This window comes from Halomarinibacterium sedimenti, assembly GCF_019312585.1.
Lineage (GTDB): Bacteria > Bacteroidota > Bacteroidia > Flavobacteriales > Flavobacteriaceae > Halomarinibacterium > Halomarinibacterium sedimenti.
Genome location: NZ_JAHWDP010000003.1, coordinates 566278 through 579447, shown reverse-complemented (window position 1 = coordinate 579447; position 13170 = coordinate 566278). Strand labels below are relative to the sequence as shown.

Below are 13170 nucleotides of genomic sequence, written 5' to 3'. Positions count from 1 at the left end.
ATTCCGAACAGGGAAGTTAAGCCCGATTGCGCCGATGATACTGCATCTATGTGGAAAAGTAGGTCGCCGCCTTCTTTTAAAAACCCCTCCAAAATATTGGAGGGGTTTTTTTATACTATTTTTTGTATATTTCATTTCATCTAAATAATCATTTTATGAAACAGAAATATCTCTCTTCACTTGCATTATTATTAATTCTTTTTGTTAGTATTTCATCTATAAATGCTCAGGAAAGAATAGCCATACTACAAGAACCATTTGTTGTTTTACTCGACCCAAATAATGGGAGTATAGTAGATCCAACTTTTATTGATTTGACACCTTTGAATCAAGGCACTCCTAAGGGAATTATTCAGGTTAATGAGGAAATCTGGATAAGTGACCAACTAGAAGATCGAATAGATCGATTTGATTTAGATGGAAATTATATTAGCACTATTAGTGGTGGCTTAGATAATATAAAAGGAATGGCGGTAGTAAATGAAACCGAAGTATGGGTTACCAATGCAGGAAGTAATAATGGTGCCCCTGGAGATTCAATTGTTCGTTTTGACTTAAATGGTACAAACCTTGGCTTTTTTGATACTTCAAGTTTAGGTTCGTCTTTCGATATTATTGATACTGGTACGGAAGTCTATGTTTCATATATTGGAGCAACAGAGTCTAAAATTGAACGTAGAGATTATAGTGGTGCTATTTTAGGAGATATTGTTGGAACTGGAGTGGTTAATTTTATTCAACAAATAGAACAAAGTACAGCAAATAATTCTGTGTATGCAGCTGTTTTTAGTACTGCCGGCGCTAATTCTTCCGGGTTGTATGAATTTGCCGAGAGTGATGGGTCGATATTAAATTATTGGGGAGTCCAAGGAAGTTTAAGAGGTGTGGCGCAATTAGGCGATGGAAATATTTTAATTTCTAATGGCTCTGGGGTTTATATTTTAAATCCAGGAACTGGAGTCGCCAGCTCTATTTCTGGTAGTTCAAGTCAATTCTTTGGAAGACTTGATTTGTCGCCTTGTACTACACCACCAACTCCTACTGGAGATGCAAATCAAACTTTTAATGAAGGAGCAACTTTAGATGATATTGTCATTACACCTTCCAACGTAACTTGGTTTGCCACAGAAGCAGATGCCTTGAATAATGTAAATCCACTTCCTGGAAACACAGTCTTAGAAGATGCTACAACTTATTGGGCTGTGAATATAGTAGGGGGTTGTTTAAGCGAACCTTTTGCAGTGACCGTTACAATTTTATGCACACCACCACCAACGCCTACAGGAGATGCAAACCAAACATTTGATGAAGGGGCTACCATTGAGGATATTGTTGTTACCCCTAATGATGTTACTTGGTTTGCAACTGAAGCAGATGCATTAGCTGGAACTAATCCGCTATTAAGCACCACACTTTTAGAAGATGCTACTACCTATTGGGCGGTAAATATAGTAGATGATTGTTTAAGCGAGCCCTTTGCCGTAACTATCACTCTAATCGTTTTGAATAACGGTGATTTTGATTTAGATAAGCTTACAATTTACCCTAACCCTTTTTCAGACTATGTAAATATTGAATTTTCTGAAGTGTTAAAAAGTGTTTCAATATATAATTTATTGGGACAGATAGTATTAACACAGAAAGTTGATGCAGATTCTGTATCTATTGATTTATCTAAGTTAGCTTCCGCAGTTTATATTGTGAAAATAGTTTCAGAAAGTGGGGAAAACTCTGTTAGAATTTTGAAAACTGAATAAACTTTTTTAAGAGTTATTTATCAAAAACAGCAGATAATATTTTTTTTAATCCATTAAAGATTAAATAAATAGTTATCCCCATAAATATAATGCCCAATGGAAGAAATACGTAGAGAGGTATAGTTTCTTTATTTAAAAATGCAAACGTTAATATGTATGTGGTTAGGACCAATAAAGGAATGGAAATGGCCATTCTTTTAATCCCTTTTACCAATAGTTTTTTGTCTGTATATTTTTGATTAGGATCTTTCATTATAGGTATCAATGGCTTTACGAACACTGCCGTGTTTTTTTAGTAAAAATTCTGCTTCGTCTTCTTTAATGTCCAGTGCTTCCATAATCATACGGGTGCCACGATCGACCAATTTATTATTACTCAATTGCATATCGACCATTTTATTTCCTTTTACTTTGCCCAACTGAATCATAGTCACTGTAGAGAGCATATTCAACACTAACTTCTGTGCAGTTCCTGCTTTCATTCTAGTACTACCAGTAACAAATTCTGGACCTACGACCACCACAATAGGAAATTGTGCTGTAGTTGCTAATGGACTTCCTTCATTACAAGTAATACAGCCTGTATAAATATTGTTTTTATTACATTGCTCCAAAGCTCCAATAACATATGGGGTGGTTCCCGATGCTGCAATTCCGACCACCACGTCTTTTGAAGAAATATGATGCTTTTGCAGATCTTCCCAACCTTGAGTTTTTGAGTCTTCGGCAAATTCTACCGCTTTTCTTATAGCACTGTCACCCCCTGCAATAAGACCAATAACTAGCTCGTGAGGCACGCCAAAAGTTGGGGGGCATTCACTAGCATCAACAATGCCTAACCGTCCACTTGTACCAGCACCTAGGTAAAATAACCTTCCGCCTTCATTTAATTTTTCAATTATTTTTTGACTTAATTTTTCAATTTGGGGAAGAGCCTTTTCTACAGCTAATGGAACTGTTTTATCTTCGGTATTTATATGTGACAACAATTCAAGAAGACTCATTTTTTCCAAATGATTATATCGTGAATCTTCTTCGGTAGTTTTTTTAAAATTCATTTTGTTACTCTATAATTAAAGTCTGAGTAAAAGATTGGACAACTGCAAAATACCCTAACGGAAAATTATCCGGTTGACCTACATTATCAAATTGATTAATATTATCTATTCCTGTAACATCAAAAATATTTCCTCTAACGGTGGCTACTGGGGTTTGAAAAGGTCCAAAACCACCTTCGCTTTGCTCAATCAATAGTGTCATATAATTATAAAAGTCTTCATTTGCTCCTAAAATGCTTACTGTTATTTCTGCTCCTTGCTCAAAACTTTCATCATAAAAGTACGAAAAACTAAAGGGTTGTCCTTCATAAAAAGTATCTTCCGAAGTGAGAAAATTTCCAAAGTCAAAATCAAAGACATAATAATTTTCCTTTTCGGGTGTATCGGTAAAAGAGATGATTAATTCCGTTTCATCATCACCAAATAAGGTTCCATCTCCTTCCTCCAAAGTTTCAATTTCTACCGAAGTAGCATAATACGTTTTTGCGGCATACCTTCGATCTTCATAATCTAATATTAACCAAAAAGCTGTTTCATTTTCAATATAATCTGTTCTAATTCGCTGATCTGAAGTAAACGTTGGATCTGGTTCGTAAATACCACTTCCTGATTCTAGCTCTGCCAAATTGGAATAAAAACCACCTATAAGTTCGCCATACTCATTTTCTACCCCATAATAGATGTAAATATTTTGTAGGTCTGAAACTACTTCAACATTGTCAAAAAAGGCATTGGTTTTTGTTACTTTAATTTTTACATCTACAAACTCCTGCGTTGTGTCTACTCGAATAAGGGCGTCTAAAACAAGCCTAGGTTCGTCTATAGGTACATCTACTTCAATGACATCTTCACACGATGAAAATAGTAGCGTTATAAAAGTTACTATATAAAAATATCTTGCCATATCTTAAAATTTAAAATTATAGGTAACCGAAGGAACAATTCCAAATATGGACGTTCTTACGGCTTCATTGACTCCTGTGTCTTCATTTTGTCTAAAGTTAATGGAGGCCGCATTTCTTCGATTATACACATTGTAAATACTAAGAACCCATTCACTACTCCAGCTCTTGTTCTCTTTTTTTGTTGGGGTGTATATTGCCGAAAGATCCATCCTGTGATAGCTTGGAAGTCTTTCTACATTTCTGAAGCCATAATAGGGCACCACAATATCTTGAAAAACAAATTGCCCAATAGGATAGTTGGTAGGTCTTCCTGTTTGAAACACAAAATTTGAATTGAAACTCCATTTCTTGTTTAATTCATAATTTCCATAAATTGAAATGTCATGAGGCTTATCATAAGGCGTATTATACCATTCCCCATTATTAATACCTGTTTCATTTTCATTTCTTGGTGGGGTGCGTTGCTCAGATTTTGAAAGTGTGTACGAAACCCACCCTTGTAGCTTTCCTGTATTTTTTCTCAAAAGTAATTCTAACCCGTAGGCACGTGCTTCCCCGTTTAATATTACCTGTTCTATCGCATCATTAGCAATTAAGTCGGCACCATCTATATAATCGATTCTATTTTGAATGTCTTTATAATACACCTCTGCTTCAAGGGTAAAATCTCGATTTAAAATATTTTTAAAGACTCCAAACGCATATTGGTCTAACAGCTGGGGTTTTACAAATGGACCACTGGGAGTCCAAACATCTAATGGGGTAGGAGAGCTGGTATTTGAAAGCAAATGTAAATATTGTGACAATCTTGTATAGCTTGCTTTTATCGACAAATCATCGGTAAAGGCATAGGCCGCAGCAATACGTGGTTCAAAATTGGTATACGATTTTAATTGATCACTCCTAGAGGAAGCAATGGTTTCAATAGGTTCTGCTTTTTCGTAAATAAGAGTGAAGGGGTCAAAAAGAACAGGATTGTTATCTGCATACACATTGATTTCTTTTTGTCCAAACCGAATAAAATGACTTAATCGAACCCCGTATTGAACACTTAATTTATTCGTTACATCCTGTTCTATGTCAACATAGATAGCCGATTCGTTTGCGTACTTTTTTATAAGTTGTTCTTCCACAATTCCGGAGTCGGCACTATTAGGTTTTATTTCACCTGGATTGAAACCGTAATAGATGTTGTTTAGCCCATAATTTACTTGAAGCTTGTCTGTTAAATAATGTTTTAAATCGTATTTCAAATTAAAATTCTGGATACCAGAATTCCATTCAAACCCCACAAAATCCAGTTCTAATCCGTAATAGTAATCTGAATAAATTAAGGAGGCATTTGAAAATAACTTATCTGAAAAGATGTGATTCCATCGAAAGTTAACCAATGCATTTCCATAGACATTCACAAAATTATCGTTTATACTGAAGAGGTCTCGACCAAAATAACCCGAAAGAAAAATATTGTTATTTTCATTAATTCGGTAATTCAATTTGGTGTTTAAATCGTAAAAATAAGCACTATTATTAATGTCAAATAAGGGAAGAAATAAGTGTGCATAGGAAGCTCTTCCACCAATTAAAAAAGCCGACTTATCCTTTACGATAGGGCCTTCGGCGAGCAGTCTACTGGAAACAGCGCCAATCCCTCCATTAAATTTTAATTCTTTGCTATTTCCTTCTTTCTGAAAAATTTCCAATACCGAAGAAACCCTTCCTCCATATCGTGAGGGAATACTTCCTTTAAACAATTTTACATCTTTAATAGCATCTGGGTTAAACACAGAGAAAAATCCGAACAAGTGTGAAGAATTAAAAATAGTGGCTTCATCCAACAAAATAAGGTTTTGATCTACAGCTCCACCTCTTACATTAAAGCCCGAAGAACCTTCACCAGCATTACTAACCCCTGGTAATAATAACAAAGATTTTATAACATCGGCTTCTCCCAACACCACAGGGATGTTTTTAATGGTGCCCGCAGTAAGTGTATTTACACTCATTTGCGGAGTTTTTATATTGGCTCGCTCTACATCTGCCGTGATGACCACTTCGTCTAGTTGTTCAGTGTCAGTCTTTAGGGAAATGTTTAGGGTAATGTTCTTGTCGAGCGTAATAGATTCAGTAACAGTTGCAAACCCTAAACTGCTAAAAAGGACCTCATAAACTCCTTCAGGAAGGGTTATGGAATAAAAACCATATTCGTTAGTAATGGTCCCCGTTTGTAACTCTGGTAATAGCACATTGACACCAATAAGGGTTTCTCCTGTAGCGTCTTCTAATAAGGTTCCATTAATTGTGAATTTTTGTTGACTTTGGCTATAAATACTGAAAAGAAAACAAGTGAAGAATAGTAATTTTTTCAAGGCAATTTTAGTTTCTTTCAAAAATAGTGGATTGACTTCAATTAAAAAAAGTGCTTTAGGATAAAGCACTTTTTTAACTATTATTTATTTTATTAAAAGTTACCCTAAAATTGAATTTAAGGTTGAACTTGCTCTCATTTCTTTATTCACCAAATCTTCACTTGGAAAATAATAGCCATCTATATCTACTCGGTGACCTTGAGCAGCATTTAATTCTTGTACAATTTGGGTTTCGTTTTCCTTTAATTTTGAAGCTATAGGAGCAAAGTACATTTTCAATGCTTCATCCTTATTTTGATTGGCCAATCCTTCAGCCCAATACAAGGCTAAATAAAAATGACTGCCTCTGTTGTCCAATTCATTTACTTTTCGAGAAGGAGATTTTCCATTTTCCAATAACTTTTCCGTGGCTTTATCAAGGGTTTCAGAAAGTATCAATGCTTTAGGATTATTTAGTCTTTCACCTAAATGTTCCAAGGATACGGCTAATGCCAAAAACTCACCTAAGGAATCCCATCGCAAATGTCCTTCTTCCACAAATTGCTCCACGTGCTTGGGAGCAGAACCCCCAGCACCTGTTTCAAATAAACCACCACCATTCATTAATGGAACAATAGAAAGCATCTTTGCACTTGTTCCTAATTCCAAAATAGGGAAAAGGTCTGTTAAGTAATCACGAAGTACATTACCTGTTACAGAAATGGTATTTTCGCCGCGTTTTACTCTAGCCAATGTATATTCGGTTGCTTTTTCTGGGGAAAGAATTTTAATGTCTAAACCAGAAGTATCGTAATCTTTTAAATAGGTAGTTACTTTGTTAATAATTTGAGCATCGTGCGCACGGGCTTCATCCAACCAAAAAACGGTTGGCCACCCTGTAGCTTTTGCTCTGCTAAAAGCTAACTTAACCCAATCTTGAATAGGAGCATCTTTTACTTGACACATACGCCAAATATCGCCTTGAGAAACATTATGTTCCATTAAAGTGATTCTGTCTTGATCAATCACTTTCACTGTTCCATCCTTAGGAATTTCGAACGTTTTGTCATGAGACCCATATTCTTCTGCTTTTTGAGCCATTAAGCCAACGTTTGGAACCGTTCCCATGGTGGTTGGATCAAAGGCACCATTCTTTTTACAGAAGTCAATTGTGGCAGCGTAAACCGGAGCATAACTACTATCTGGAATAACAGCCTTGGTGTCTTGCGTTTTACCCTCTTTATCCCACATTTGTCCCGAATTTCGAATCATCGCAGGCATAGATGCATCAATAATGACATCACTAGGTACGTGAAGATTGGTAATTCCTTTATCGCTATTCACCATCGCCAAGTCTGGGCCTTGGTTTAAAATTGCCTGAATATCTTTTTCAATTTCTGAACGATTTTCTGAAGAAAGCTCATCAAGTTTACTTGTTAAATCACCAAACCCGTTACGAACATCTACCCCAATTTTTTCAAAAGTAACTTGGTGTTTTTTAAACAATTCTGAAAAGAAAACTTCAACCGCGTGTCCAAAAATAATTGGGTCACTAACCTTCATCATGGTTGCCTTCATATGTAATGAAAACAATACTCCTTTATCTTTTGCATCTTTCACTTGTTCGGCTAGAAAAGAAAGTAGCGCCTTTTTTTCCATGGTAGTGGCGTCAATAATTTCACCTTCTAGAACAGGGATTGTTTCTTTTAGAACAATTTCATTTCCTGCATTGTCATTTAGTATCACCTTTACCCTTCCTGCATTTTTAATGGTAACAGATTTTTCGTTGTGAAAAAAGTCACCACTTTCCATAGTGGCAACATGAGTTTTAGAATCACTTCTCCATGCACCCATGCTATGCGGATTTTTCTTGGCATAATTTTTAACCGCTAACGGTGCGCGACGGTCGCTGTTTCCTTCACGAAGTACTGGATTTACTGCACTTCCTTTAATTTTATCATACTTGGTTTTTACTTTTTTCTCCTCTTCGGTTTTTGGTTCTTCAGGATAATCTGGTAATGCGTATCCCTTGTTTTGTAATTCTGAAATGGCCTCTAACAACTGTGGAATAGAAGCACTAATATTGGGAAGTTTAATAATATTGGCTTCAGGTTTTTTTGCCAAGTCCCCTAATTCGCTCAACGCATCACTCATACGTTGCTCTTCTTTTAAATATTCAGGGAAGTTTGCTATGATTCTACCAGCCAATGATATATCTCTTGTTTCAACATCAATATTTGATGATTTTGTGAAAGCCTTTATTATGGGGAGTAAAGAATGTGTTGCTAAAAATGGGGCTTCGTCTGTTTTTGTGTAAATTATCTTGGCTAATTTTGTCATAGATTTCAGTTTTGAAATGTTTTTTCGAAATATTAAAAGGCTCGCAAATATACAATTTACAGAGCAAGGTTTCAAGAAAAAGGGTCCTAAGAAAATGTTAGAAATAAACCAAAAACAAGAAAAGCCATATCATTGTATTGCTACTTTGATATGGCTTCTTGTGAACCGAATCGTTACCAACCAATCTTTACGACTCGAGGCAGGTTTATTATACCCCTGCGGCTGTGACTAGGTTCAATGAGTGTGATTTTCTTAACGCTATATTGATTAGAAACCAACCTGACATTAAAAAAATTCCACTCGTTCTTTTTTAATCTATACACAGAAGTCTCAATGAGGTTTTTGTGTTTTAAGCAATTAAAAAAGATATATAAAGAACGTTACTTTATGGTATCTCCACGATTGTGTAACCGTTTTGATAGTGCTAATGTAGCACAAGAAATGAATTCTACAAATTTTATAAGTAGTTAAATAATAACACGTTATTAACTAGTGTTATTAACAATTGTCAATAAAAAAACGGCTCCTTTAAGAGAGCCGTTTTTAAGGTGATTTTATAAAAAATCTTAATACTTGTTTTCTTTAATTCTAGCTTTTTTACCAGTAAGACCTCTGAAGTAATAGATACGTTTTCTACGTACGCTACCTTTTTTGTTTACTTCAATTTTTTGAAGTGTTGGTAAATTGATAGGGAATATACGTTCTACACCCACCGTTCCAGACATTTTTCTAATGGTAAAGGTCTTTGTAAGTCCTGTTCCTTTTACTTGGATAACAACACCTTTAAAGAACTGTGTTCTTGTTTTTTCACCTTCACGAATCTCGTAGTATACAGTAATGGTGTCTCCAGCAGAAAACGCTGGGAATTCTTTTTTAGTTACAAATTCGTCTTGAACAAATTTAATTAACGATTCCATAATTTTAATTTCAAAATGGTTAATCTTAAAACAACATTCACGTATATCGCCAGAGGTTGGATTAAGTGGGTGCAAAAATAAACAATTTTACACTTCTTGCAACTTTAATCCCAGTTTTTTATTTATTTAAAAAGGCAGAATACATCCATACAAGTTTCTCTTGCTCACGGATATAGTCACTCATCATCGAGTTGGTTCCTTCGTCATTGATTTCAGAAGATAAATCTAAGATTACTCGTTGCTTTACAAGTAACTCTTGTAACGAATTTAAAATGTTACCAACAGCCTTAAATCCGTCATTCACCTCATCTGTTTCTTTTATTGAGGAAGTTTTTAAATAGTCTGATGATTTATGATTGGGTGCATACCCTAAGGTCAAAATACGCTCCGCTATTTCATCAATCTTTAAAAATAGGTTGTTGTAGAGTTCTTCAAATTTTAAATGTAATTCGAAGAATTTCTCACCTTTCACATTCCAGTGGTATCCTCTTACGTTTTGATAGAATATCGTGTAGTTCGATAATAAATCGCTTAATAATTCGGAAAGTTCTTCACTTTTTTGGGTGTCTAGCCCAATTTTATTTAATGCACTCATAATTTTTATTTAATAAGTTCAACTTCATTTTTCTATAGATAAAATTAATGATAAACTGCTTAAATAAAAAGTTTTTGTGATAGTATAAAATGAACACGGAATAGAGATTACTTATTAAGTAAATCCGGTCTTTTTTCTTCGGTTCTTTTTACCGATTGGGCTTCGCGCCATTCGTCAATTTTTGCTGTATGTCCACTAAGAAGAATATCCGGAACTTTCCAACCTTTATATTCGGCTGGACGGGTGTAAATAGGAGGAGCTAATAAATCGTCTTGAAAAGAATCCGTTAAGGCACTGGTTTCGTTACTTAACACTCCTGGGATTAACCGAATGACTGTATCACACAAAATAGCGGCTGCTAATTCACCGCCACTTAACACATAATCTCCCACCGAAATCTCTCGTGTAATAAAATGGTCCCGCACCCGCTGGTCGACACCTTTGTAATGACCGCAAAGAATAATCATATTGCCTTTTAACGAAAGTTCGTTGGCAATCCCTTGATTTAGGGTTTCACCATCAGGTGTCATATAGATAATTTCGTCGTAGTCTCTTTCAGCCTTTAGGCCCGAAATACATTTATCGATAGGCTCAATCATCATCACCATTCCTGCACCACCACCAAACTGGTAGTCATCTACCTGCTTGTATTTGTTGGTGGCATAATCCCGTAAATTGTGAAAATGAACTTCCACCAATTCCTTTTCCATCGCTCGTTTTAAGATAGAAGCTTCAAATGGAGATTGTATTAATTCTGGGAGGACAGTAATGATGTCGAATCGCATCATTAGAATAATTCTTTTTTAGATTTACAACGTTCAATAGAGGTTTTGGCTCTGTCTAGAACTCCTTTGTCAAGCGTATTTAATCCTGCTTTTCGATAGTGTTCAATGGCTTCATCCAGTTTGCCTTGCTGTTCATACATAATAGCATACTCATTATAAATGGTAGATTTTGTAATTCCAGGGATATTCATGGCTTGATCTAGCAACTCTTTTAATTCGTCATATTTACCAAGTGTAGAAAGTAAAATGGCATAGTTATAATAGACACTAGGATACATAGGAGTTTTCTCTAAACACAATTTGTAAAGTGTTTCCCCTTTTTCGTAATCTTTAAACTTTACCTCATACAGATACCCCATATGATTGTATGCTTTCCCAAAGTTAGGGTCTATGCTTATAATATTTTCAAGCTTGTTGGTGGCCTCATCATACAACCCATTTTTAATATCGGTATTGGCTTGGTCTAGTAATTCTTCAAGTTTTGTTAAGTGATCCATGGTGCTATAATTTAAAGTTCAAAAATACGGAAAATCCTCCTGTTATACCTTCCAAGTGTAGTGAAAAACTTCGGTGTCTTTTGTCCATCCTAAGCGTTCGTAGAGTTTTTGTGCAGGATTGGTCACATCGGTTTCTAAAGTAATTCCTTTTGCCTTTTCAGAGATAGCAAATGCTTTAGCTTTATTCATTATAGTTTCACCAACCCCTTTTCCACGTGCTCCTGAAGCGACAAATAAATCATTCAGAATATAAGTCCGTTGCATCGAAACCGAAGAAAAACTAGGATACAACTGCGTAAACCCTAATGCCGAAGTACCTTCAAAAGCCATAAAAATAACCGAGTCGTTTTTCTGAAATCGTTCTGTTAAAAAATGGGTCGCTTTTTCTAAATCTGAAGGCTGCTTATAAAACACTCGGTATCCATCAAACAAGGGTGCTAAATCTTCTAAATTTTCAATCGTGGCTTGCACTATTTTCATAGTGGGAAGATAGAAACTTTCTTTCAAATCTTTTACTATCTTTATAAAGTAAACCAAACTATTGCAACTATGAAGCGTCGTTCCTTTATTAAAAAATCTGCTGCGGCAAGTGCCGCTTTTACTATTGTACCCAGTTTTGTTTTGGGTGGAAATCACATTGCACCTAGCGATACTTTATACATAGGTGCCGTGGGTGTGGGAGGCCGAGGAGGTGGTGTGGTGAACGAATTATTTGAAACTGGAAAAGTAAAGTTTGTGGCACTGTGCGATGTGGACGATGTGCGTGCTGCTAATAGTTACAATGCACATCCCAATGCTAAAAAGTATCGTGATTTTAGAAAATTATACGACAACCATATAAAAGATATCGACGCGGTCATGGTGGCAACGCCAGACCATACCCATGCGACTATTGCCATTCCATTTATGAAGGCTGGTAAACACGCCTATGTCGAAAAGCCATTAACGCATAATATCTACGAAGCCCGTATGATGGCAAACGTTGCCAACGAGCAAGGCATCGTCACCCAAATGGGTAACCAGGGAGCATCGAGCGATGGTATTCGTATAGCACAAGAGTGGATAAATGGTGGCGTGATTGGAAAAGTACACCGTGTGGATTGCTGGACCAACCGTCCGGTGTGGCCACAAGGCTTTAAGCATATTACCGAAGGTCATCCCATTCCCGAAACCTTAGATTGGGATTTATGGTTAGGCCCTGCCAAAATGCGCCCCTATAACGAAAACTATTTACCGTTTAAATGGCGGGGATTCTGGGATTTTGGAACGGGTGCCATGGGCGATATGGGGTGCCATATTATGGAAACACCTTTTAAAGCCTTAGGGCTTGGATTCCCTTACGAAGCCGAAGCTAGTTGTACCACGATTTGGTCGGGGGATTTTGTGGAAGCCGATTATAGCGAAGCCTGTCCGCCGTCTTCTGTGGTGCGCTTAAAATTTAATACCGAGAAACACGGCGACCTTTCTTTAAATTGGTACGATGGCGGAATTATGCCCGATTTACCCGAAGAATTAGCCGATGGCGAAATCCCGGGCGGAAATGGCGGTGGAAGTATTTTCCACGGAAGCGATGGCATTATGGTGACCGATACTTACTCGGGTAACCCACGCCTATTACCTAGTGAGCGTATGCATCACTTTTTACCACCACAACCTACCTTGCCTAGAGTTACTACCAGCCACCAAGGGGAGTGGGTAGAAGCTATTTTAAGCGGAAACAAAAAAACATCCTCTCCATTCTCCTATGGCGGACCCTTAACCGAAGCTGTGCTCATGGGGAATCTTGCTATTAAAGCCTACCAATACAAAACCTTTAAAGAAGGGAAAAAAGCAGGGGATTGGGATCCGTACAACTACCCAGGGCGTAAAAACATTTTATGGGATGGTGCTAATATGAAGGTCACCAACTGGGAGGAAGCCAACCGTTGGGTAAAACGTGACTATAGAGCAGGGTGGGAGTTATAATAC

12 protein-coding genes are annotated in these 13170 nt (G+C 36.6%); 2 read left to right on the top strand and 10 right to left on the bottom strand.

What is annotated here, in order from left to right; genetic code table 11:
* The first annotated feature begins 155 nt into the window (after positions 1-155).
* Positions 156-1757, top strand: coding sequence for a T9SS type A sorting domain-containing protein (locus KXJ69_RS09975; protein ID WP_219052943.1), 1602 nt, complete (start codon positions 156-158; stop codon positions 1755-1757).
* Between the two features lie 13 nt (positions 1758-1770).
* Here KXJ69_RS09975 and KXJ69_RS09970 read toward each other — a convergent pair whose 3' ends face one another.
* The 10 genes from KXJ69_RS09970 to KXJ69_RS09925 all read right to left on the bottom strand — a co-directional run bounded on the left by KXJ69_RS09970 (position 1771) and on the right by KXJ69_RS09925 (position 11682).
* Positions 1771-2010: a DUF6095 family protein gene (locus KXJ69_RS09970; RefSeq protein WP_219052942.1), complete on the bottom strand. Its 240-nt coding sequence runs from the start codon at positions 2008-2010 to the stop codon at positions 1771-1773.
* On the bottom strand, positions 1997-2815 hold the full coding sequence (gene murQ / locus KXJ69_RS09965; RefSeq protein ID WP_219052941.1) for an N-acetylmuramic acid 6-phosphate etherase: 819 nt from the start codon (positions 2813-2815) through the stop codon (positions 1997-1999). Before murQ ends, KXJ69_RS09970 begins: the two co-directional genes overlap by 14 nt.
* Before the next feature lie 4 nt (positions 2816-2819).
* A complete protein-coding gene (locus KXJ69_RS09960) occupies positions 2820-3719 on the bottom strand; it encodes a DUF4249 domain-containing protein (protein ID WP_219052940.1) in 900 nt (299 codons plus the stop codon).
* A 3-nt stretch (positions 3720-3722) separates the two neighbouring features.
* Positions 3723-6089: a TonB-dependent receptor gene (locus KXJ69_RS09955; protein ID WP_219052939.1), complete on the bottom strand. Its 2367-nt coding sequence runs from the start codon at positions 6087-6089 to the stop codon at positions 3723-3725.
* A gap of 99 nt (positions 6090-6188) precedes the next feature.
* The gene (locus KXJ69_RS09950; RefSeq protein ID WP_219052938.1) at positions 6189-8408 is read right to left on the bottom strand and encodes an NADP-dependent isocitrate dehydrogenase; all 2220 of its coding nucleotides are present in this window, start codon (positions 8406-8408) and stop codon (positions 6189-6191) included.
* Positions 8409-8974: 566 nt separating this feature from the next.
* A complete protein-coding gene (gene rplS, locus KXJ69_RS09945; RefSeq protein ID WP_219052937.1) occupies positions 8975-9325 on the bottom strand; it encodes a 50S ribosomal protein L19 in 351 nt (116 codons plus the stop codon).
* A 118-nt stretch (positions 9326-9443) separates the two neighbouring features.
* Entirely contained in the window at positions 9444-9920 is a 477-nt protein-coding gene (locus tag KXJ69_RS09940) for a Dps family protein (protein ID WP_219052936.1), read from the bottom strand.
* A 107-nt stretch (positions 9921-10027) separates the two neighbouring features.
* Positions 10028-10705, bottom strand: coding sequence for a tRNA (guanosine(37)-N1)-methyltransferase TrmD (trmD, locus tag KXJ69_RS09935; protein ID WP_219052965.1), 678 nt, complete (start codon positions 10703-10705; stop codon positions 10028-10030).
* A gap of 2 nt (positions 10706-10707) precedes the next feature.
* Positions 10708-11202, bottom strand: a complete 495-nt coding sequence (locus KXJ69_RS09930; RefSeq protein ID WP_219052935.1) for a tetratricopeptide repeat protein — start codon at positions 11200-11202, stop codon at positions 10708-10710.
* A 42-nt stretch (positions 11203-11244) separates the two neighbouring features.
* Entirely contained in the window at positions 11245-11682 is a 438-nt protein-coding gene (locus KXJ69_RS09925) for a GNAT family N-acetyltransferase (RefSeq protein ID WP_219052934.1), read from the bottom strand.
* Positions 11683-11751: 69 nt separating this feature from the next.
* Between KXJ69_RS09925 and KXJ69_RS09920 the strand changes: the two genes are divergently transcribed.
* The gene (locus KXJ69_RS09920) at positions 11752-13167 is read left to right on the top strand and encodes a Gfo/Idh/MocA family protein (RefSeq protein ID WP_219052933.1); all 1416 of its coding nucleotides are present in this window, start codon (positions 11752-11754) and stop codon (positions 13165-13167) included.
* Positions 13168-13170 lie beyond the last annotated feature (3 nt).

Excerpts from the sequence above, each read along its gene's own strand:
- KXJ69_RS09925 (WP_219052934.1), bottom strand. The coding sequence starts at position 11,682 with ATGAAAATAGTGCAAGCCACGATTGAAAATTTAGAAGATTTAGCACCC.
- KXJ69_RS09950 (WP_219052938.1), bottom strand. The coding sequence starts at position 8,408 with ATGACAAAATTAGCCAAGATAATTTACACAAAAACAGACGAAGCCCCA.
- KXJ69_RS09975 (WP_219052943.1), top strand. The coding sequence starts at position 156 with ATGAAACAGAAATATCTCTCTTCACTTGCATTATTATTAATTCTTTTT.
- KXJ69_RS09930 (WP_219052935.1), bottom strand. The coding sequence starts at position 11,202 with ATGGATCACTTAACAAAACTTGAAGAATTACTAGACCAAGCCAATACC.
- KXJ69_RS09920 (WP_219052933.1), top strand. The coding sequence starts at position 11,752 with ATGAAGCGTCGTTCCTTTATTAAAAAATCTGCTGCGGCAAGTGCCGCT.
- KXJ69_RS09970 (WP_219052942.1), bottom strand. The coding sequence starts at position 2,010 with ATGAAAGATCCTAATCAAAAATATACAGACAAAAAACTATTGGTAAAA.
- KXJ69_RS09960 (WP_219052940.1), bottom strand. The coding sequence starts at position 3,719 with ATGGCAAGATATTTTTATATAGTAACTTTTATAACGCTACTATTTTCA.
- trmD (WP_219052965.1), bottom strand. The coding sequence starts at position 10,705 with ATGCGATTCGACATCATTACTGTCCTCCCAGAATTAATACAATCTCCA.
- murQ (WP_219052941.1), bottom strand. The coding sequence starts at position 2,815 with ATGAATTTTAAAAAAACTACCGAAGAAGATTCACGATATAATCATTTG.
- rplS (WP_219052937.1), bottom strand. The coding sequence starts at position 9,325 with ATGGAATCGTTAATTAAATTTGTTCAAGACGAATTTGTAACTAAAAAA.
- KXJ69_RS09940 (WP_219052936.1), bottom strand. The coding sequence starts at position 9,920 with ATGAGTGCATTAAATAAAATTGGGCTAGACACCCAAAAAAGTGAAGAA.